This is a genomic window from Oceanobacillus sp. FSL W7-1293 (genome assembly GCF_037969815.1).
Classification (GTDB): Bacteria; Bacillota; Bacilli; order Bacillales; family Amphibacillaceae; genus Oceanobacillus; species Oceanobacillus oncorhynchi.
This window is the reverse complement of sequence record NZ_CP150212.1, coordinates 1,221,417-1,238,714: the sequence shown is the minus strand read 5'-3', so window position 1 is coordinate 1,238,714 and position 17,298 is coordinate 1,221,417. Positions and strand designations below refer to the sequence as shown.

General features: G+C 36.3%; 34 protein-coding genes. 3 read left to right on the top strand and 31 right to left on the bottom strand.

The features are described 5' to 3' along the window. Positions 1-4 precede the first annotated feature (4 nt). Together MKY65_RS06295 and terS are read right to left on the bottom strand one after the other, a co-directional pair. Positions 5-1,330, bottom strand: a complete 1,326-nt coding sequence (locus tag MKY65_RS06295) for a PBSX family phage terminase large subunit (RefSeq protein WP_339183298.1) — start codon at positions 1,328-1,330, stop codon at positions 5-7. Beyond that, complete coding sequence (gene terS / locus MKY65_RS06290; protein WP_339183296.1) at positions 1,327-1,980, bottom strand: phage terminase small subunit; 654 nt, start codon at positions 1,978-1,980, stop codon at positions 1,327-1,329. The genes MKY65_RS06295 and terS overlap by 4 nt, the downstream gene beginning before the upstream one ends. Before the next feature lie 155 nt (positions 1,981-2,135). Between terS and MKY65_RS06285 the strand changes: the two genes are divergently transcribed. Then, on the top strand, positions 2,136-2,267 hold the full coding sequence (locus MKY65_RS06285) for a hypothetical protein (RefSeq protein WP_339183295.1): 132 nt from the start codon (positions 2,136-2,138) through the stop codon (positions 2,265-2,267). A 3-nt stretch (positions 2,268-2,270) separates the two neighbouring features. On the opposite strand, the gene MKY65_RS06280 is transcribed toward MKY65_RS06285, so the two are convergent. The 10 genes from MKY65_RS06280 to MKY65_RS06235 form a co-directional block, all read right to left on the bottom strand. Continuing rightward, positions 2,271-2,966, bottom strand: a complete 696-nt coding sequence (locus MKY65_RS06280) for a DUF6338 family protein (RefSeq protein WP_339183293.1) — start codon at positions 2,964-2,966, stop codon at positions 2,271-2,273. 90 nt (positions 2,967-3,056) lie between these two features. Beyond that, positions 3,057-3,854, bottom strand: a complete 798-nt coding sequence (locus tag MKY65_RS06275; RefSeq protein WP_339183291.1) for a hypothetical protein — start codon at positions 3,852-3,854, stop codon at positions 3,057-3,059. A 508-nt stretch (positions 3,855-4,362) separates the two neighbouring features. Then, a complete protein-coding gene (locus tag MKY65_RS06270; RefSeq protein WP_339183289.1) occupies positions 4,363-4,779 on the bottom strand; it encodes a hypothetical protein in 417 nt (138 codons plus the stop codon). 145 nt (positions 4,780-4,924) lie between these two features. Further along, positions 4,925-5,518, bottom strand: a complete 594-nt coding sequence (locus MKY65_RS06265; protein WP_339183287.1) for a sigma-70 family RNA polymerase sigma factor — start codon at positions 5,516-5,518, stop codon at positions 4,925-4,927. 90 nt (positions 5,519-5,608) lie between these two features. Beyond that, complete coding sequence (locus MKY65_RS06260) at positions 5,609-5,773, bottom strand: hypothetical protein (protein ID WP_339183285.1); 165 nt, start codon at positions 5,771-5,773, stop codon at positions 5,609-5,611. Positions 5,774-5,792: 19 nt separating this feature from the next. Further along, complete coding sequence (locus MKY65_RS06255) at positions 5,793-5,960, bottom strand: DUF3954 domain-containing protein (RefSeq protein WP_339183284.1); 168 nt, start codon at positions 5,958-5,960, stop codon at positions 5,793-5,795. Beyond that, positions 5,960-6,496, bottom strand: a complete 537-nt coding sequence (gene recU / locus MKY65_RS06250) for a Holliday junction resolvase RecU (protein WP_339183282.1) — start codon at positions 6,494-6,496, stop codon at positions 5,960-5,962. The genes MKY65_RS06255 and recU overlap by 1 nt, the downstream gene beginning before the upstream one ends. A 204-nt stretch (positions 6,497-6,700) precedes the next feature. After that, complete coding sequence (locus tag MKY65_RS06245) at positions 6,701-7,009, bottom strand: MazG-like family protein (RefSeq protein WP_339183280.1); 309 nt, start codon at positions 7,007-7,009, stop codon at positions 6,701-6,703. An 81-nt stretch (positions 7,010-7,090) separates the two neighbouring features. Continuing rightward, positions 7,091-7,366: a hypothetical protein gene (locus MKY65_RS06240; protein ID WP_339183278.1), complete on the bottom strand. Its 276-nt coding sequence runs from the start codon at positions 7,364-7,366 to the stop codon at positions 7,091-7,093. Beyond that, complete coding sequence (locus MKY65_RS06235) at positions 7,366-7,605, bottom strand: hypothetical protein (RefSeq protein ID WP_339183277.1); 240 nt, start codon at positions 7,603-7,605, stop codon at positions 7,366-7,368. Before MKY65_RS06235 ends, MKY65_RS06240 begins: the two co-directional genes overlap by 1 nt. A 138-nt stretch (positions 7,606-7,743) precedes the next feature. Here MKY65_RS06235 and MKY65_RS06230 point away from each other — a divergent pair, with 138 nt between their 5' ends. Further along, entirely contained in the window at positions 7,744-8,028 is a 285-nt protein-coding gene (locus MKY65_RS06230) for a transposase (protein WP_339183275.1), read from the top strand. Between the two features lie 62 nt (positions 8,029-8,090). On the opposite strand, the gene MKY65_RS06225 is transcribed toward MKY65_RS06230, so the two are convergent. From MKY65_RS06225 to MKY65_RS06140, 18 genes are all read right to left on the bottom strand, one after another. After that, the gene (locus tag MKY65_RS06225; protein WP_339183273.1) at positions 8,091-8,324 is read right to left on the bottom strand and encodes a hypothetical protein; all 234 of its coding nucleotides are present in this window, start codon (positions 8,322-8,324) and stop codon (positions 8,091-8,093) included. Between the two features lies 1 nt (position 8,325). Continuing rightward, on the bottom strand, positions 8,326-8,631 hold the full coding sequence (locus tag MKY65_RS06220; RefSeq protein ID WP_339183270.1) for a hypothetical protein: 306 nt from the start codon (positions 8,629-8,631) through the stop codon (positions 8,326-8,328). A gap of 104 nt (positions 8,632-8,735) precedes the next feature. Beyond that, a complete protein-coding gene (locus MKY65_RS06215) occupies positions 8,736-8,996 on the bottom strand; it encodes a hypothetical protein (protein ID WP_339183268.1) in 261 nt (86 codons plus the stop codon). Between the two features lie 12 nt (positions 8,997-9,008). Further along, the gene (locus MKY65_RS06210) at positions 9,009-9,281 is read right to left on the bottom strand and encodes a hypothetical protein (protein ID WP_339183266.1); all 273 of its coding nucleotides are present in this window, start codon (positions 9,279-9,281) and stop codon (positions 9,009-9,011) included. Next, positions 9,281-9,445 (bottom strand): hypothetical protein, encoded by a 165-nt coding sequence (locus MKY65_RS06205; RefSeq protein WP_339183264.1) that lies wholly within the window; start codon positions 9,443-9,445, stop codon positions 9,281-9,283. Before MKY65_RS06205 ends, MKY65_RS06210 begins: the two co-directional genes overlap by 1 nt. Next, positions 9,435-9,605 carry a DUF6011 domain-containing protein gene (locus MKY65_RS06200; RefSeq protein WP_339183262.1) on the bottom strand — a complete coding sequence of 57 codons (171 nt, stop codon included), beginning with the start codon at positions 9,603-9,605 and terminating at the stop codon, positions 9,435-9,437. The genes MKY65_RS06205 and MKY65_RS06200 overlap by 11 nt, the downstream gene beginning before the upstream one ends. 2 nt (positions 9,606-9,607) lie before the next feature. Further along, positions 9,608-10,381, bottom strand: coding sequence for an ATP-binding protein (locus MKY65_RS06195; RefSeq protein ID WP_339183260.1), 774 nt, complete (start codon positions 10,379-10,381; stop codon positions 9,608-9,610). Between the two features lie 9 nt (positions 10,382-10,390). Then, positions 10,391-11,170 carry a Replication protein O gene (locus MKY65_RS06190; RefSeq protein ID WP_339183259.1) on the bottom strand — a complete coding sequence of 260 codons (780 nt, stop codon included), beginning with the start codon at positions 11,168-11,170 and terminating at the stop codon, positions 10,391-10,393. Between the two features lie 174 nt (positions 11,171-11,344). Then, entirely contained in the window at positions 11,345-12,172 is an 828-nt protein-coding gene (locus MKY65_RS06185; protein WP_339183258.1) for a recombinase RecT, read from the bottom strand. Between the two features lie 390 nt (positions 12,173-12,562). Beyond that, complete coding sequence (locus tag MKY65_RS06180; protein WP_339183257.1) at positions 12,563-12,748, bottom strand: hypothetical protein; 186 nt, start codon at positions 12,746-12,748, stop codon at positions 12,563-12,565. Beyond that, a complete protein-coding gene (locus tag MKY65_RS06175; protein ID WP_339183255.1) occupies positions 12,749-12,931 on the bottom strand; it encodes a hypothetical protein in 183 nt (60 codons plus the stop codon). After that, a complete protein-coding gene (locus tag MKY65_RS06170; protein WP_339183253.1) occupies positions 12,928-13,860 on the bottom strand; it encodes a YqaJ viral recombinase family protein in 933 nt (310 codons plus the stop codon). The genes MKY65_RS06175 and MKY65_RS06170 overlap by 4 nt, the downstream gene beginning before the upstream one ends. An 86-nt stretch (positions 13,861-13,946) precedes the next feature. Beyond that, a complete protein-coding gene (locus tag MKY65_RS06165; RefSeq protein ID WP_256705836.1) occupies positions 13,947-14,165 on the bottom strand; it encodes a hypothetical protein in 219 nt (72 codons plus the stop codon). 197 nt (positions 14,166-14,362) lie between these two features. Next, entirely contained in the window at positions 14,363-14,605 is a 243-nt protein-coding gene (locus MKY65_RS06160) for a hypothetical protein (RefSeq protein WP_339183251.1), read from the bottom strand. Further along, entirely contained in the window at positions 14,602-14,865 is a 264-nt protein-coding gene (locus MKY65_RS06155) for a helix-turn-helix transcriptional regulator (RefSeq protein ID WP_193065341.1), read from the bottom strand. The genes MKY65_RS06160 and MKY65_RS06155 overlap by 4 nt, the downstream gene beginning before the upstream one ends. A 115-nt stretch (positions 14,866-14,980) precedes the next feature. Then, the gene (locus tag MKY65_RS06150; protein ID WP_256705833.1) at positions 14,981-15,289 is read right to left on the bottom strand and encodes a helix-turn-helix domain-containing protein; all 309 of its coding nucleotides are present in this window, start codon (positions 15,287-15,289) and stop codon (positions 14,981-14,983) included. Beyond that, positions 15,290-16,075: a phage antirepressor KilAC domain-containing protein gene (locus MKY65_RS06145; RefSeq protein ID WP_339183248.1), complete on the bottom strand. Its 786-nt coding sequence runs from the start codon at positions 16,073-16,075 to the stop codon at positions 15,290-15,292. A 208-nt stretch (positions 16,076-16,283) separates the two neighbouring features. Then, positions 16,284-16,526: a helix-turn-helix transcriptional regulator gene (locus tag MKY65_RS06140; RefSeq protein ID WP_256705831.1), complete on the bottom strand. Its 243-nt coding sequence runs from the start codon at positions 16,524-16,526 to the stop codon at positions 16,284-16,286. Between MKY65_RS06140 and MKY65_RS06135 the strand changes: the two genes are divergently transcribed. Next, entirely contained in the window at positions 16,525-16,941 is a 417-nt protein-coding gene (locus tag MKY65_RS06135; RefSeq protein WP_339183246.1) for a hypothetical protein, read from the top strand. The genes MKY65_RS06140 and MKY65_RS06135 overlap by 2 nt on opposite strands. On the opposite strand, the gene MKY65_RS06130 is transcribed toward MKY65_RS06135, so the two are convergent. Beyond that, complete coding sequence (locus MKY65_RS06130; RefSeq protein WP_339183244.1) at positions 16,933-17,136, bottom strand: hypothetical protein; 204 nt, start codon at positions 17,134-17,136, stop codon at positions 16,933-16,935. The genes MKY65_RS06135 and MKY65_RS06130 overlap by 9 nt on opposite strands. Between the last annotated feature and the right edge of the window lie 162 nt (positions 17,137-17,298).

The following is a 17,298-nucleotide window of genomic DNA, read 5'->3' as shown; positions in this document are numbered from 1 at the left end:
ACACCTACAATCCAAGCGACTGGATAGCTTTATAAGTTTTCTTATGGTCTTTCAAATCAACGACCTCATAATCATCCAACCCATACCAGATAGCACTGAAAGTATGTGGGTCAATGTTGAATTCGTCATATATCGTATTGCCTTGCTTGTCTTTCTTGTAAGTAAGGCTTTTTAATTCTCTGATGGTGTTCTTGCACTTATCAGAGCAAATGATTTTATGGAACCTTTTAACCTTCTTGGTATTTTGAAGCCTTGAACCTTTTGGTTTGTATGCCCCAGTAATGTTCAAGCCCTTCTTTTTCAAGTAGTAAATGGTTTTAGGCTCTGCGGAATCACCCTTGATTCTTTCCTTTGTTCTAGCAAACTCTTTTAAATCATCAAATATCTCCGGATCGTCTTTATGGTTGGAATAATATTCCCAATAGATGTATAAAATTTTCTCTTTATCATCTACGGCCATTCTCAACAAAGCATTGTGAGATTCTTCAAAGCCAAAGTCCATACCAGCTTTATATATCGGTTTTCTAATAGCGTTAATTTGCTTCATAACCTCGTCATGTGGCATGCTTTCGAATTTAGGTAATACTTTGGTTCCGGACACACCAAAACGACCTTCACGTGCTACTCTGTAAAGGTCTAGATCATAAACTTTTGTATTTTCAAGTTCTTGCACATAGGATTCAGGCAAGAATAAATTATCATCAGCTATAGAGTGATGGTAATAAGTATCTCCAACAACAATCGTGCGCTCTTTATATAAATCTTCATCATCCAGGAACAACACTTCATCACTTTGGCCTTTGTTCTTGATAAAGAAATGTGAATAAGTCCAGTTACCTTCATCCACCGGGTTAGTAGATAAAATCATATGCAATGGTAATGTCGGATGCCTCAAGCGACCGATTAATTCTTTAAACCCTGCATACTTAATTTCTGAACACTCTTCCAACCATATAAGTGATACGTTGTTTATTGATTTCAATTTGGTTGGTTTATCCATCCCTTTGAATATTATCTTGCTGCCATTCGGAAAGCGTATTTGCATTGGAGAAACAACCATTTTTATTTTATCGGCTAACTCCATTTCTTCAATGATTTCTTCAAACAAAGAGAAGCATGATTCCCTGATAGTTTCATAGACTTCACGAACAACCAATGCTGTCCTTTTTTCTTCCACTAGCTTCAAGATGATTTTTAGTGCAACATGATAACTTTTGCTAGAACCGTATCCACCAACCAACAATTGAAACTTTTGATTCCAATCAAATAAAAAATCCTCGAAATGAGGATTAACTTCTTTTTCCACTTGTTCAAAAGGTGCTGCACTCATGATGTATCACCTTTTCGCTTAATCATGATTTGAATTGGTTGGTTATTTCCATCATCACTGGATAGCTTTTCCGTTTCAGCCTTAGCTTTATCGATTGTTACTTCCATTTTTTCAATTTCGAGAAGGCGGATATCATCTTCATAAGCCATGTCTCTGAATTGTTTAAGCATATTCCTCAACTCTGCCATTGAACGACTGAGCGACTGCATGAAGGTAGCCTGTTTATTCCACGCCTGTTCTATCTCATATTCTTTCTCGATTGGAATTTGCGTATGACCTTCTCTAGTCTCGATGTTCTCAACCTTTAACTTTTTAAGGGTCTCAGTTCGATCGTTTATATCCTCGACATACATAATCTGCTGTGCTCGAACTATTGAAGCAAACTGCATTTTAATGTTCATCCATAAAATATCTGTAGGTTTCATGGTTTCAATGTCATTCATTATTTCCATTGTTTCTTGCGGTAAATATTTAGCAAAGAGACCATGCTTTTTGGAGTTCGTATTCTTTTTTAATTTAGCTGGTGGAGCGCCAGTTGATTTTCCTCCATGCATTCGGCAACGACCGTTAGCCATAGCCTTGTTTTTGCACGGTTCACCACTTCTAGTCTTAGCTCCACACAAATTGTTTGCATGGGGTTCGTTTTGCATATCACATATTCACCGCCTCCATTTGTAATTAAGATTGTTTTTAGGCATAAAAAAAGCACCCTTTTAGATGCTCATAAATAATAAGTACTGATTTTTTTGAGTTTTTATTTTATAATTTCATTAATAGCTATATTTTCTAGAAGGTGGTGAAAACAATGCCAACACAAAACAATAAAAAAACAGAATCAATACACAGAAGAACTGGCGGAAAACATGAACAGAATTCAGTTGATAAGAAATCAATAACAAAGCCTCCGTCTAGTGAAAAAATGCCAAGAAAAAAATAATGTTTAATTTATATTATTATCTTTACGATAGAGGTCTTGGGCTTTTAAACACTGACCTCTATCATAAATTTCAATGATAATGTTTGATCGAGTGTCAACATAGACATTATCAACCTCAACTTCGTAAGCATTCATAATTTCGGTCCACCAACCTGTATAACGTAGTAATATGTCTTTTTCTTTCTCTATTTCTGTTGAAACTGTTTTCAATTCACCTATATAAATTCTATCTTCTATTATAATTCTTACTATTTGTGCATCCGTTCCACTGAAAGAATTCTCCCAAACAGTTGGATCCCTTGATAATGAAGCCTTACCATTATTATTTCTTTCGTTATTAATTTTATCTAAAAGAACTTTATACATATCACCTGATATAGTTACTGCCAAGGCATAGGCTGTTAAGATGCTAAACAACACATAATATAGTATGAATAAAAAATGATTAGACAAATTATTTAGCGTTTCAAAATTATACACATATGGAATTGAAAATAACCCGTACGTTTTACCAGTATAAGCCACTAGAGTATAAAACCCTAAAACTAAAACGTTTATTGGAATCCACATAATGGAACTAATTAATAACAATTCATTATTCTGATGTTTAATATTTGGATACAATCCAAATAACTTTAATAAATTAAAAGATACCAATCCAGGCAACAAAAAAATGATTAAAGTCAAAAACTCATCCAAAAATATCCCCCCCTATTATTTATATTACAACAAACAGAGGGGAAATGTCCTATCACATAATATTTAATAATGAAGTACCTTTCAAGCGAACTACGATGCATATTCTTCTATTTCTTTTATAATATCTTTCATTTCCTCTTGTAATGTGTTAAAACTGATTTCTATTATTATTTTCTTAATTTCCTTGGAGCTTTCAGTTGAAAACTCTCCTGGTTTATCAGTTAAATATTTTGTGTGTCCTTCATCAGAATAAAAACAATTATTTACTTCCTCTAACAATTCCACAAAGTTCTGTTGTAAATGAAAAATTAGTGGTTTAGCTCTTTCAATATAGTTTGACAAAACACTCAATCTCATTGCAGCTTCATTTATTTCAAAACGATATTTGCTTAATCCAGTCCTTAATCGATACATTTCGTTTCCGTGATCAACATCTCTATTTCCTTTTAAGCCCTTATTTTCTGTCAACTTAATAACACTAAATTCAACTAATTCATTATTTAAACCTATATTGATTGAAGATAACTTGTCCAGTAAAACTTGCATTTCTTCAATCTTTTCTAACTTATTTATTAAATAAAACTTCTTCATTTCTCTTTTTGTAGAATGCTTATTTTCCATTTCGATTGATTGAATTTGCTGCTTATTTTGCAACTTGAATAGTTCCATCTGCTGATCATATTGTTTTTTTATTTGAAATCGTGCTACAAAATATACTGCACTCGCACTAACAATAGCACCGATATAGCTCCCCCAGAACGTAATCCATGTATTATTACTGCCTAATTTGAAGTTAATTAAATCACTATCCAATAAGGCTACTAAAGCATATGGTATCCCTAATATAAAAACTATTAGAAGAGCACATATAAAAATTTTTCTAAACAAATGACATATCCCCTTTTTTTCTAATATCTTTCAATATACATCTTTTCAAGGAAATATTCATCTACTTTTCAGTTTTAATAAATCATTTGCCCAGAAGGGCAAGACGACTAATATTTCTCCACGCCGTTCTGTCTTCCATTGTACTAAACACATTTTTGTTTTGTCACATCTTGGGAAAAGTGTGCAGAGTGTGAAATCTGATCCACAATAGAATTCTTAATTGTGTATATATGACGTCTTGATAATCGCATATGCTGACCAATCGCACTAATACTCAACCCATCCAACATGCACTCCAACACCGCTTTTTCTCGTTCATCGGTAATAAGGTGGGTTCTTTTTTGAATAAACAATACCTTGGTTTCTAACTTATCCAACCATGACGCTGTTTCCAAGACTTTACTGTGTTTAACGAGACATCATGCTTTTCAGCCACTACATCATCACCCACCCCCGATTGTAATTAAGTTTGTTTTGGACATAAGAAAAAGCACCCTCGTAAGGATGCTTAATTTAAAAACTTATATATTTCTTCAATTTTCTCCTTGAAATCATCCGCGTTAGAAGGATCGGTATCTTTAGCTGGGTTTAAAACTATCTCCTCATCTGTACTTAAGGAAATAGTTAAGCTACGGTTATATTTACTTCCTGCGACAACTTCTAATTCTGTTTTTTGTATAGAACTTAAGTTAGTTATTTTAAAATTTTTTATTTCTGGGAATGTTACTGATATAGTTTTATCATCATAAAAGAATAGCAAGTTCAATTCGTTTTTTGTCCCTAGTCCTTTGGGATAGAATAGTTTTATATCTTTTTCTAAACCCAGTTTTTCATAGTAACCTATGAATTCTTTTAATACGTATTCAGTAACTTCACTGCTAAGAAACACGTCAATCTGCTTGCTTTTAAAATCATTGTAATCCACCTAACCACTCCTTTTATCTGTTTATATACTTGTTATTCGCCAAAAGGAGACAATATTCCTGCTTATTACATAATATTTATAGTGCTTAATCTGTATAGACCTTACGGTCTTTATATATAATTACAAATCTTTATTAGTGCTCTAATTAAATAACCCTCTCACTAATATGTTCATTTTCGTACGACAAGCGTACGACACGCAATTTCAACTTTGCCCTTTCCATATATTTCTGGACAGTGCTTTTTCCAACATTCAATTCAGCAGATATTTGAGCGTAGGAACGCGAATAAACAGTATGCAGAATAAAGCATTGACGCTCTCTTGGAGACAATTCAGCCAACACACGAATAACACGTTGTTTTTCTGATTCGCTCAAATCACGCTCTTCCGGGAATATATCTAACGATGGAAAAATATCCATATCAGCCATTGCATTTCTTTGATAAACGGAACTTTTTTCGATGCCGCGCAAACTTTCCGGATCGCGACCGGTTTCCAACCATTCCATCGATTCAGACATATCACGAATCATGCTATTTACCTGTGTTTTATCAGATTGATTTCGTTCAATTGCGTCTTGCGTTTCTACATCCATTTCACGCCAGTTCTTATCACCGATCAAATCTAAATTTTGATTGTGCAACCGATTTTTATGGTTGCTCAATTCTGTTCTGCCTTCCTCGTATTCCAAAAGCATTGCATCCGCCCAATTCTCAATCTGTTCGCTTGTCATCATCATTACCGACTCCCCTCAAATAAAAAAGGATAACGCAAAGAGTCCCTCAACTCTCTACGCCATCCTCGATTGTTTCGATAGATTGCTTGTTATTTAATTTTCTTCTGCGACGTTCTTTTTATCATCTGAACTCATTGAAATCATTGCAGGAATCAATAAAGCCCATAAAGGTAATAATCTACCCGTAACCACAATCGCTGTACTAACTGCTAGCGCTGTTGAAATCCAAGTAATTGCGTAAGCTGTCGTCATTTTCATTTATGTTATTCACTCCTTATTACTTCACTGTATAACTAACCTTCTTAGCGTGTATTTTGCCGTTCTGCCATGTAATGCTCGTCTCCCCGAAACCACTATCTGGCTTAGGGATCCGTTGCACTTCCCCATTTTTAACTACAATTACTGCATCTTCCCTCAGATTGATTTCTACTTTGCTTGTTTCCACTACTTAACACCTTCCAATGCCCTGTTAATCTCTTTATCTATCGTTCCTAAATAATCCAACGGAACGCCCCTCTTGGTCTGAATTACATTCACATTAACTGCAAACCAGTCGTAGGGAATGCTTTTTCTGCCTCCTTGGGTTTGACCCTCCCACCACTCAACAAACTTGTCTATCGGCATTAAATAAGCTTCTTGGTGCTTCTCGAAATAAATGATGAAGAATGATATTCCGCCTTGGTCTTGATGCCTAGTTAAATAATCTACTTGATGCTGTTCGACATTCGATAAAGGGAATCGTGTACGCTCCTTTGTATTTTTTGCATCAAATGCAATTGATCGCCCATGGCTTACTCCTATAAAATCAACTGTACCTTTCTTTTGCGGGAATGCTCTGGCTACTCTGCCGTTTTTCTTGTTGTAGCTAACACTCCATGGCGTAGGTACTTTATCAATAAGAGCGATACCCTTGTTTTTATAAATTTTGTTGGAATACTCAATCATGTTTTCTAACGCCATTCCTCGTTTGCCTTGGTTCACTTAACCACCTCTTTTACATAAACAGCCTCATACCAGCTAAAATTGTGCTGCATAGGTCTAACACAGATAAACCCCTCATCTTCCTTGTTCCGGCACATTTCCAGACATTTGAATTTATCAACATGTTTAACAATGCTAATAGCTCTCATTGGCAAGTCCATACCTTACGGATATATTTGTCCATTCCAGCGTGTATAATGTCGCTCATTGCAAGTCCTCCTCTTTAACAAATACGCCGTTTACCATTTTTCCTTTTCTGTCCGCAATCTCCACATAAGCTTGCTCGATGCAATCCTCAATTCTTAAATCTAACTGCATTGACAAAATTGTAAGGACTACATAAACATCACCTATAGAATCGATTATCTTATAATCATCTCCTTTGGCTAAACCTTGCGCCAATTCTCCTACTTCCTCCATCAACTTAAGCATTTGCTTTTCTGGTTCAGCGACCTCTAGCCCTTTATCCAATGCCCATACTGCAATTAATCCTGTTAAATCGTCTAAATTCATTCCTTCTCCCCCTATCTAAAAATCACATAATCATAATCACGAACCTTGCTGTGATACGTTTTGACAATAATCAATACATCGTCATCGTGCGTTTTCTTGGTGGTTTATTTGACATAAATTTTCTTCATTTTGCTCCCACCTTCCTACATTCACAGCAACAATCGTATCGCCGAATTTCGCATTTTCCATTCGCTTTCTATAACTTTCAGTTGCATACCATTGCACTGTTTCCGGTTTGACACCTAATCTTGCAGCACATTCCTCTGCTGTTCCCGTAAACTGAAATTCATCACCGATATAAATGGCGTACTCTGTTACTTTCTGCAGTTTATATCCTTTTGGTCTTCCTCTTGCCATCAGAACCAACTCGCTTGTGGCTGTTCAACAACCTTGCTTCTCAATCTCTCATCCCGTTCAGCCGCCGTCTCTTTAACCATCACATCAGGATGCAACCTTTCCCAATCCCACACAAACATCTGACCGTTAACTTTAACTAGACCACCTTCTCTAATTGATTCCACAGTAGCTTCAATCCCGTTTGAATCAATAATTGTCATCCCAACTTCTAATCGCCCGTATTTTTTTAGTGGTATCATTCCGATTCTCCTCTCAACGCTTCCTCCATCACGATTCACTTCCATTCAAACGTATTGTCCTATATTTGATTAATCCTATATATTTTGGCAAAACTAACTAACACAGCATCATATATCTATCGTTAAAGGAGTGACATTTTGGTAATTATATTAACTGGATCCATTATTTGCCCGATTCTTATGCTTTATCTAAAGAATAGAAGCAAGAAATTTCAAATAGCTTTTAACGCCATTGCTGCAATATCAGCAGTTATTTTCGGTGTTATTGCAGCAGTATCCATTCGGCAAGTTTTAATTGATGACACTGTATTCATGACTGCAATTCATAGCGTTTTTCTTAATCCATTTTTCCTAATAACTGGTGCTTACATTGGGTTATTCACTATTTACAGATTATTGATTTTGACATTAGATGAAAGATAGTAATTTATCTTTCCCCTAATTTGATTAATCCCTCGAACATTTATGAAGTTAGATGTTTAATGCTAATCAGCACCCTGTTTTCTTTCTAACTGATTATTCAACTGCCAATAAGCATCCAAAGCATTTTCTAAATCGATTTCCAGATTGATTTTATCTAGCAGCAAATCTGCGTTCTCTTGCTTTAATTGTTCATTCTCTGCATGTACTTCTTTGACTTCGTTAGCCATAACAAACATTGCAATAACAGCACTAACCAATAAAACAGCTAACCCAGCATCTAATATCTTTTGTTTCATGCTATCCCTCCAATGCATCCAGTAACTTTTGGTTTGATTCCTCTACCTGTTTTAAGTAGCTATTTAAGTCGCTCACTGCATTTTCGTCAATCAGCCACTCTTTCTCTTTATTTAAGATTCCATACAACACTTGTCTGATAGAGGCATAATAGCCTTTAACTCTCCATCTGTACTTTTCTTCTTTTGTGCGTGGGTCTTTTGTTAATTCGTTCCTCTCGACCAGTACATTTCTTTCGTCATATCCAACAACACGACAGTTATCGATTTGAATGAAAACATGTGATTCTTTCTTTTCTTTGGTTGTCATGAAATAACCCTCCATTTGGTTAATTTGAGACGTTTTACATATTTGTATATATTTAGTCTCAAATCTATTAATCTCTTTAAATAAGGTATCTCTCGTTACTAATTTCAATAGATATAACCCATCGGTCGAGTTATCCTGTCTTCCTCTGCTAGTTCTGTTAGGGCAAATAATATTTCAAGTGGCAGCCGACCTTCTTGTTCCGCTAAATCCTCCATACGCATTCCGTTGTTCCAATCATTAGCGATTCGGTCTAATTGATCTTCATAAAATGCGAATTCCTTATCCTCGTGCACGATCCTTACGTTTCCTGTTTGTTTCAGCATCGGCACATGCTTACCGTTCGTCTTGAACTTAACTACTCCCATTAGTTGCACCTCTTAAAATTCACTAGTTGCAAATATATCTGGAGTATCACAATATTTATTGATTAAGTTCTGAATTGTATCTTTTTCTGGAGTTTTGCCGTCATGATAATAGGTCATCATTTCATCCGGATCCATTTCTCTTGCATATTCATTAAGATCATTAAACCAATGAGCAATCTCGTCTCCTATTATATTTTCATATAAATCAATTGCCTGTCCTTGGGTTTCAGCAGCAACCCATGTAATAACATCGTCATTTTCACCGAATACAAACATTTTCAGCATCACGCATACCTCCTAAGATATTCTTGTGTTTCCTGTACTCCTGGCACTGCCTTATCCCCAACAGCACTCTTGTTATCCTGCCACCATCTAGCCCATTCAGCGTTTGTCTGCTCGTCCGTATCGTTTGTGTCAAATATCATTACTGATTTCATGTCATGAAACATATTGCGCCTCCTCTGGAATTTCATCTATGGTTAATTGATTCCGTTCAAACTCTGCATCTGCCTGCTCTTTTAAGTGTCTTTTGTAACAGACAGGTCCATACCCTCGTTCGATGCTCTTTTTATCAATTAGCTTTCTATTGCAGCGTGCGCATTGGTTCATGGTTAAAACTCCTTCCGTCGGTAATCTCTGCCATCCATTTTGATAACATCCGTATTCTCCATCACCCGGGAAAAGTTACGCTCATTAATCTGTGCCCGTAGCTCTTTGCTGCCTAAATTAGTTGTATATATAGTTGATTTACCGGAACGATCATCCAGCACCTCAAACAGCTTCGTATTCGCCCATTCGGTATGATGCTCGGCTCCGATGTCATCCAGCACCAATAAATCAACTCGTTTAATCATCTGCAGTAATTCATCTTCCGTTATTCCATTGCCGCTGAATGTTTCTTTTATTTTGGTAAGTAACTTAGGCAATGACAGGAATAAGCACTCTTTTCCTTGTTCCATAAGTTTTTTAGTCACCGCAACGGATATATGACTCTTACCAGTTCCGTAGCTACCAGTAAGCAATAGGTTCTTTTTACCGTCGTATTCGGCTATATAATTAATCACCTGCTGCTTGGCTTGCTGCAAGGCCTCATTGGTAGGATCGTAGTTTTCAATGGTTGCTGTCTGCAGGTTGTCATTAATCAGCGAATAGTAATCAAAAACCTGCATCATTTTAGCTTTACGCAGTTGCCTCCTGCGCTCTTTGGCTTGGTTGGCCAGTTTTATATCCTCACACTTGCAGCCGTAGTTAGCTATAACTTCCTCGCCAGCTCTCGGACCCTTAGGTATCTGTAACTTGGTTTGCTTTACTTCTTCGCCACAGCCCTCACAGATGAATTCAGCAATCAACTCCGATTTTGGTTTTGATAGTTTAATAGATTCCATAGCGCCCTCCTAAAAGCCGTAATTATAGCCATCGTCCTCGGCTTCTTTCTTGTTAAATTGAACAACATTTGATTTAGGTTTTTGTTCATCTTTCATTTCCAGTTGTAATCTATCGAACTGTTTTCTTAACTTGTCAGCAGAAAGAATGTTTTTATACCAAAAATAATGCTGTTGACTCCAAAGAATTAAATCCTGTATCTCTTTCCCACTCTTTTTATCTATCTCCATGATTTTTCTGAAAGTATCAGCCCATGATTCTAAATTTGGTTTCTTGGCATTTGGATTGTTTTCTTTAATTTTCTTGAATAGCAACTCGGCTAATTTCATATGATGGGTTTCAAATTTTAATTTGGAACGAGTATCTTTTTCTTTCTTTACATTCTTATCATTCTTTACATTCTTGTTTGTGTTGGTCTGCTGTCGTTCTGTTGTCGCTTTGTTGTCTTTTTGCTGTCGGTTATCCTCTTTTTCATCTTGGTAAAACTCCCAATTGACAACGGTTATTACACTAAATTTGTTGGTGGGGGTGATGGTGATAACGTTGTCGGATTTTAGAGTGTTCATGTAGTCTCTGACGGTAGATTCTTTTAGGTCTAATTCAATGGCTGCTTTCTTTCTACCAAAAACAAATTGACCTGGTTTTAATGGAACTATCTGTCTTCCTACTACTTGTTGGTGGTCACTGTGTGATGCTTTTAATAAGCAATACATAAATACTTTTAATAGCTTTTCATTTTGGAAGATTGGACTTCCTAATAACTTACGGTGTAGCTTGATCCATCCGTTCATCACTCCACCCCCTCCTTTTATCTTCTTGCTATATCACAAATAGCAAATCTGCCTTTAACCTCTAAAATGGTGTAGCCTGGGTAACGTTTCATGTATTGATCTATTAACTGGTTGCGTTCGTTTTTGTCCTGCGCCTGCTCGAATATCCAAGCAGGCAGCAGAACATTGCTTTTGTTATGCATTTACATCAAAATCAGCTTCGGATTGTTCATTTTCTCCCTGACCCTCATCGACTTCCATAAATTCTCCGTCAATAATGTTTTCATCAGCTTCACCGAGATTATTAACATCCGTGCTGCCTACCTGGTTATCACTAACGACCGACTTCTGCATATCGATAGAAAGGATTCCCCACTTATTCAATAGATTCCGTATGACTGTTTTCTTAGCCATTGCATCCCAATCTTTGCCCCAACCGTAGTTTGATTTACTGAACTTATTTTTGTGTTTTTGAATTTCTTCTTTGGACCAGTAAACCGTCTTACGGAATCCGTTGATCAATTCAAAATATCCTGTATAACCGATAACCTTGTCCGATTCTCTTGATTCAAAATCAAGTTCTATTTCTTCTGTCAATCTATCCCATTTAACAAGCTCGCCTTCATATACTTCAATAACGTTTATATTGCGATACTGACCAGTCCTGAGTGCTAACTGGATGAATCCCTTATAACCCATTTGAAACTGCGCTTTGCCACCGTACGGAACAATCCATGCGTACCCAAGGTTTTTATCCACTGGAAGGTCTAGTGTTGCTGCAATCATAGCGCTTGAGATAACGCTCATAGGTTCTGCTTTCTGCAGCATTTTTTCGCTGTTATATAGACTTAAAATGGATGCCGTGAATTGATTTGCTCTTTTTCCTAGCACTTCTTCAAATCGTTTCATCACAGCTGAGGAAGCGAGTAATCCTTTCATTGTTGTCCCTTGGGCTTGTCCCACCTGATTATTACCTTGTTTTTTATTTGAAATTTGGTTTTTTAATGAGTTATTTGTAGCCATTTATTATTCCTCCTAAATTGTTTCTTTTTGGTATAATCCCTTAATAAGGGAGGTGAAAAAATTTGCTAAAATTTAAATGTTGGTCTTGTAAACAAGAATTCCAAATTTCGTTAGAGAATCTGCATAATAAAATTTCAATCCAATGTCATAATTGTAATAACCCATTGCCTAAAAGTGCGTTGAGTCCTCTTAGAAATTTAGGTAATTCATATATGGACTTAATAGACTCTTTGCACTATGAAAACACCTATGGAAACTCCTGGGGTATTTCAATAATGGGTACTGAGGATTTCATACCTGATGAAAAAAGCCAATATAGTTTTGATTCACCCAGCACCGATGACTCTTATTGGCCTGTTCGCAAGAAATCATTCAAACCAGATAGTGACATCAATGATTCTGATTTACCTTTCTAACTTTTTCGCTCAAGGAAAATTCTTTCAAAGCCTGTTCTACTTCAGGCAGTAATTCAACTGATTGCTTGTAAGTTAAGTTATTAGTAGAAAATATGTTTATAATATTTTTCACTACAGCAACTTCCTCTTTTTGAAGTTGCTTTTTTCTTTCATTCAACATTTATTTTTCCTCCTCTTCTTCTTCAATAAGGTGCGTCACAAAATGTTCTTTAAAATCAACTTTTGTACTTGTAACGTTTTGACCATGTTTAGCTTTATTTACAGCAGACTTGGCACTACTAGCCTCCACATGATAGATAACTGACGTCTCAGTCACTTCAGTAACAATATATTTAGCCATCATCCAATCTCCTTTATATTCAATTTGCGGTACTGTGACTGCTTTAAAACGGAATTATATACATCAGGGTACTTACTCTTTAAAAGTTTGCTATCGACCCTATTTTGAGTTACTGGCTTCCAATCCACCTGATAGTTTTTAACGAATCCTGTTTCTGCATCTTTTAATTCATGCTTAAGTTCATTTTTAATTTGCGTTTCCACTTCTTTCAGCTGCTTGATTTGCTGACTTAATTCAGATAAGTTATCGATTTTTTCCTTATATGAAAAAGCTAAATCTACTGTTTTTCCTTCTTCTGCTTCGGCATAGCGTTCTTTTAAAAACTTCTCTGCAGCGCTTGAGCCGTCTAGTTCCGGTGCGTTATTTCCTTGTACGTGATACTCCCAAAAATGCACTTCTGCATCAAAAATCATTTGAATAAGTTCCTCGTCACGTTCTATCTCTTTCCAGACAAACTTCTGACCACCGATTAATACAGCGATATAGGCCTTTTCATAACCTGTGACACCTAGATAATGCTGGACTTGCACCAGATAGGATTCTGGTATTTCTTCGCTCTCCCAATCTTTAGCTAAGAAGGCATTAGCGGTCTTACATTCTAGCAATGTATTCTCACCAACGATCTTTCGGTCAATGTTTGCCATGATAAATGGATGTTCTGGATGTTGTAGCATAAAGTTATTCTTCCGTACTTTTTTGCCTGTTCTTACTTCAAATTCCTTCGCTACAACATCTTCTAGCAGATTTCCAAAATATGCAGCTTCCCCAGCCGTATCTTCTGTGGTTGATTGACCTGTTTTCTCAAGCCATAGTTCAAAGGGCGTTTTCCATTTATTAAGACCTAAGACAATTCCTGCATCACTCCCACCGATTCCTTTAGTTCGCTCCTGTAGCCATTCTTGATGGCTCATTTCAGTTGTGTTTTTAGCCATTGCTTAATCCTCCTAAATGCCGTATAATAGGCATATAAATAGTTTTTAAATACGAATTTCTAAAGCGCCTCTGCCAAGGCGTTTTTTTATTGCGCAATTTCATACGTTGCTCCTTGCTGTTCAAGGACTTCAATCGTCTCTTGGAACAAATCATCCACTCGATAAAATTCATCGTTCAGACGTAATATTGAATCACCTGTGTGAACATCATTTCCTAAGCCATCGACACCGTACATTTGATGCCTTTCACTGAATGGGTAGCCTGTCCTCTCGGCTCTAGTGATATCCGGATGTTGCAAATCCATGTTAAGCACCCTTTCTTTGCGTTTTGTCATACCAAATTTGTATAAGAATCTCTTTGTGGCTGTCTTTAAGCGACTGCCAATTAACAGCTCTGATTTTCATTTCATTCCCTCCTATACGTTAATCATCATGTAATAAAGAAACGTCATTGCTCCGATAAAACCCAATCCATAGAACCATTTGATAAAGCGTTCACTGCTCATATGCGGGACCTCATAAATTCTTCATGGTCATTGTCGATTTGAACGACTATAAATTTGATTTGCTCTAACTCTTCGATGTATTTTTCCAGCTTGCTGATTTCTCTTAATGATCTAGTTGCATTCTCTGCATAAGCGATTGCTTTTTTGCTATCTCCAACTTTTAATGCAGCTCCTTCAAGTTCTCTGTTATACAGATAGCAATCCTTTTCTTTTTGAAATCTTTCGAAAACGTTTGTCATATTAATCCTCCTAATCTGATAAATCCTGTAATCATTTGCGTTAATGGTGTTGCTACATCAACTGCTGCATATAGAATCATAAGCATTTCCGGATTGTTGGTTATCTTGCACCATTTGAGTAAATCCTCTGCTTTTGTTTGAATTCTTCCGGTCTCTAATTTGGCTATATTGCTGCGGGTCATTCCCATTAATTTAGCCATGCAAGTCTGTTTTAATTTGGCTTCTTTACGCATCTTGGTCAAAGCTGCAGGTATCTCCAATCCTCCCACCTCCCTTCATGTTCGCAATACGAACATATACAGAATGTTCCAATAGCGAACCGCATTAATAGGTGAATAGAGTTATAATGTAATTAACCAATCCCTCAGTTGGTTTCTAGTTTGCTTGTTTTAATAGATTTACACGCTCGATGTTTTCGGACGCATTCGCCCACTTGATCACCTCATCTCTTGGGTATCTTGCGTTCACAATTTTTGATTTCGGGAAACCACTCATACGAATGATGTTTTCCACAGATGCTTTAGAGACTTGAAAATAGTCTGCAACATCTTCTTTTTTGAACATTGGAGGATAAGATTGATTAGTACGTGCATCATCAAGACCTTGGTTATAAGCTCGTCTGCACAGTTCTTTCAATCTTTCCTCAAATAATCTGGCTTCAAGTTCTTGAATTTCTTGAGTCATTTAGATCACTCCTCTCTGATTCAATGTTGAGAATTCGGATATTAACTTGTTTGATAATTTAATTTGACCTTTACCTGTAACTAACGTAGTAACACTCTCGACATCACCCTCAGTGCGAGAAACCATTGTTACGGTAGTGGTAAATAAGCCTTGTTCAATGAATTGTTGCTTTGGTTGATTACGTTCTCTACCAGATTTGATAAGGAAACCGTTATCGCGTAGCCACTGGAACATCTTGTTTCGACCTAATCGGATGCCGTGTTCGTCATACATCAGTTTGGAAAAGGCACCGATATTGATAGCAGCGCTTGAGTTGGATACGGCTTTACCAAAGTTTGTGTATGGTAGTTCTTCTTGGCGTTGTTGTTCAATTTGCTTTTTCTCTTTCTGTGAATTGAAGAAAGCAATTGCTCTGTCTTCTTCGCTCATGGATAAATAGTTTGTTACTAAATCGTTTGGACCTACTTGATATGAGCCGGTTTTTCTTATTGATGGAATTACTTCAATTGCTAACCAATCTTGAAATTTTTCAGCGATGTCATTCGCTGCTTTGAAAGCTAGCTTATAAACAAGTGGTTCTGGGATGAAGTCACCTTTCCCCACTACTGGGGAATTTTTAGGAAGGTAATTATTCACACGTTCCCATCTCACAAAGACTGAGCTTCCTTTTGATTGAGTTAAACCTAATGATTTAGCAACCTGTTCAACATCAAACGATGGTTCACCATTAATAATTTTTGCGGTTACTTTAAAAAGTTTATTTTCAAATACTTGTAATTGGTTCATTGGATTACCTCCTGGTTTTAGTCTGTTAACACAATAGCAAATAGGGTATTTTCCAATTTTCGTTTCAAACTGTTTTATCTGGTTTTATTTGATTTTTACATTTACCATTATTTTCAATTCTTATTTCATACAGTTTTATTCAGTTTTATTTCTTCCAGAAATATTTTCCATAAATGGATATTTCACAAAAATACTTGTCAAGCCCTTTTTATAAATCAGGAAAAATTTCTTCATAATTCAGATCAAATATTTCTTGTAATGAAAGTGATATTTCTAATCCCGGTTTCATTCGTCCGTTTTCTAGATATGAAATAGTCGCTTCCGAACAACCGATAATCTTAGCTAATTCCTTTTGAGAAAGTTTTTTCTTCTTTCTCTCTTGAATCAATCTGGTTCTTTTCGGACCTTTGATACTGTGATATTCAAGACTTGGTGATTTTGATTTTTTCATGATTACCTCCTATACGATTTGTTTGCCCCTTCTATGTGATAGAATTTACCAAGCTGTTATAGAAACAATAGAAACTAAAAAACCTGGTAATGGAAGTGAGCTATTTAATTCTTTAACAGATAATCAATTAATTAAGACCCAACGCTCTAATGGTATTTCAGATAAAGATTTAATAGATTCCGCATTAGAGACTGTTGACAACTTACTTGATGACAATCTTGTTAAAGGAAAGAAAGTGGTTACTAAAGACGGCAATCTTTACACTTTTAAAGGCTTAACAACTTCTGGTCATCAATACTTGGCTAGTTTAGAGAAACCGGAATTTAAAGAAAAAGTTAAGCAATTTCTCAAAGAAGAAGGAATTCCTATTAATCCACAGTCAATAAGTAAAGCTATATTCCAGTTTTTATTTTGATTCGTCGGTGAAACTCTTAGCGATAAATGTCAAGGTAACCTCCACGGCATCTTCGCTAAAGGGTTTCGTTTTCACTGAATCTGTTAAAACGAAATCAATCTTGAATCCGTCGATGTATAATGCATCAATAGTTTCAACAACTTCTTGTGTTGGACTAGGGATATATAAAGGATTTTTATTTGTTTCGTTTGACATAGTTACCTCCTATACGATTTGTTTCACATCGCTTTGGTTTATCACATCCAAGCAACAGCACCTAACATCATGGCGTTACCTATTAGCGCTGCTCGATATCGTAATTGATACGTCGTGGCATGCTCCGCTCCTTTAGATGTTGTTGCTTGGATGTGATGACGA

Excerpts from the sequence above, each read along its gene's own strand:
- MKY65_RS06190 (WP_339183259.1), bottom strand. The coding sequence starts at position 11,170 with ATGAACGGATGGATCAAGCTACACCGTAAGTTATTAGGAAGTCCAATC.
- MKY65_RS06180 (WP_339183257.1), bottom strand. The coding sequence starts at position 12,748 with ATGTTGAATGAAAGAAAAAAGCAACTTCAAAAAGAGGAAGTTGCTGTA.
- MKY65_RS06150 (WP_256705833.1), bottom strand. The coding sequence starts at position 15,289 with ATGACTCAAGAAATTCAAGAACTTGAAGCCAGATTATTTGAGGAAAGA.
- MKY65_RS06195 (WP_339183260.1), bottom strand. The coding sequence starts at position 10,381 with ATGGAATCTATTAAACTATCAAAACCAAAATCGGAGTTGATTGCTGAA.
- MKY65_RS06170 (WP_339183253.1), bottom strand. The coding sequence starts at position 13,860 with ATGGCTAAAAACACAACTGAAATGAGCCATCAAGAATGGCTACAGGAG.
- MKY65_RS06210 (WP_339183266.1), bottom strand. The coding sequence starts at position 9,281 with ATGCTGAAAATGTTTGTATTCGGTGAAAATGACGATGTTATTACATGG.
- MKY65_RS06240 (WP_339183278.1), bottom strand. The coding sequence starts at position 7,366 with ATGGCAAGAGGAAGACCAAAAGGATATAAACTGCAGAAAGTAACAGAG.
- MKY65_RS06165 (WP_256705836.1), bottom strand. The coding sequence starts at position 14,165 with ATGGATTTGCAACATCCGGATATCACTAGAGCCGAGAGGACAGGCTAC.
- MKY65_RS06225 (WP_339183273.1), bottom strand. The coding sequence starts at position 8,324 with ATGAAACAAAAGATATTAGATGCTGGGTTAGCTGTTTTATTGGTTAGT.
- MKY65_RS06145 (WP_339183248.1), bottom strand. The coding sequence starts at position 16,075 with ATGAACCAATTACAAGTATTTGAAAATAAACTTTTTAAAGTAACCGCA.
- terS (WP_339183296.1), bottom strand. The coding sequence starts at position 1,980 with ATGCAAAACGAACCCCATGCAAACAATTTGTGTGGAGCTAAGACTAGA.
- MKY65_RS06130 (WP_339183244.1), bottom strand. The coding sequence starts at position 17,136 with ATGTCAAACGAAACAAATAAAAATCCTTTATATATCCCTAGTCCAACA.
- MKY65_RS06265 (WP_339183287.1), bottom strand. The coding sequence starts at position 5,518 with ATGATGATGACAAGCGAACAGATTGAGAATTGGGCGGATGCAATGCTT.
- MKY65_RS06160 (WP_339183251.1), bottom strand. The coding sequence starts at position 14,605 with ATGACAAACGTTTTCGAAAGATTTCAAAAAGAAAAGGATTGCTATCTG.
- MKY65_RS06235 (WP_339183277.1), bottom strand. The coding sequence starts at position 7,605 with ATGATACCACTAAAAAAATACGGGCGATTAGAAGTTGGGATGACAATT.
- MKY65_RS06245 (WP_339183280.1), bottom strand. The coding sequence starts at position 7,009 with ATGAATTTAGACGATTTAACAGGATTAATTGCAGTATGGGCATTGGAT.
- MKY65_RS06185 (WP_339183258.1), bottom strand. The coding sequence starts at position 12,172 with ATGGCTACAAATAACTCATTAAAAAACCAAATTTCAAATAAAAAACAA.
- MKY65_RS06175 (WP_339183255.1), bottom strand. The coding sequence starts at position 12,931 with ATGATGGCTAAATATATTGTTACTGAAGTGACTGAGACGTCAGTTATC.
- MKY65_RS06295 (WP_339183298.1), bottom strand. The coding sequence starts at position 1,330 with ATGAGTGCAGCACCTTTTGAACAAGTGGAAAAAGAAGTTAATCCTCAT.
- MKY65_RS06260 (WP_339183285.1), bottom strand. The coding sequence starts at position 5,773 with ATGAAAATGACGACAGCTTACGCAATTACTTGGATTTCAACAGCGCTA.
- MKY65_RS06285 (WP_339183295.1), top strand. The coding sequence starts at position 2,136 with ATGCCAACACAAAACAATAAAAAAACAGAATCAATACACAGAAGAACT.
- MKY65_RS06135 (WP_339183246.1), top strand. The coding sequence starts at position 16,525 with ATGATTACCTCCTATACGATTTGTTTGCCCCTTCTATGTGATAGAATT.
- MKY65_RS06220 (WP_339183270.1), bottom strand. The coding sequence starts at position 8,631 with ATGACAACCAAAGAAAAGAAAGAATCACATGTTTTCATTCAAATCGAT.
- MKY65_RS06215 (WP_339183268.1), bottom strand. The coding sequence starts at position 8,996 with ATGGGAGTAGTTAAGTTCAAGACGAACGGTAAGCATGTGCCGATGCTG.
- MKY65_RS06140 (WP_256705831.1), bottom strand. The coding sequence starts at position 16,526 with ATGAAAAAATCAAAATCACCAAGTCTTGAATATCACAGTATCAAAGGT.
- MKY65_RS06205 (WP_339183264.1), bottom strand. The coding sequence starts at position 9,445 with ATGTTTCATGACATGAAATCAGTAATGATATTTGACACAAACGATACG.
- MKY65_RS06200 (WP_339183262.1), bottom strand. The coding sequence starts at position 9,605 with ATGAACCAATGCGCACGCTGCAATAGAAAGCTAATTGATAAAAAGAGC.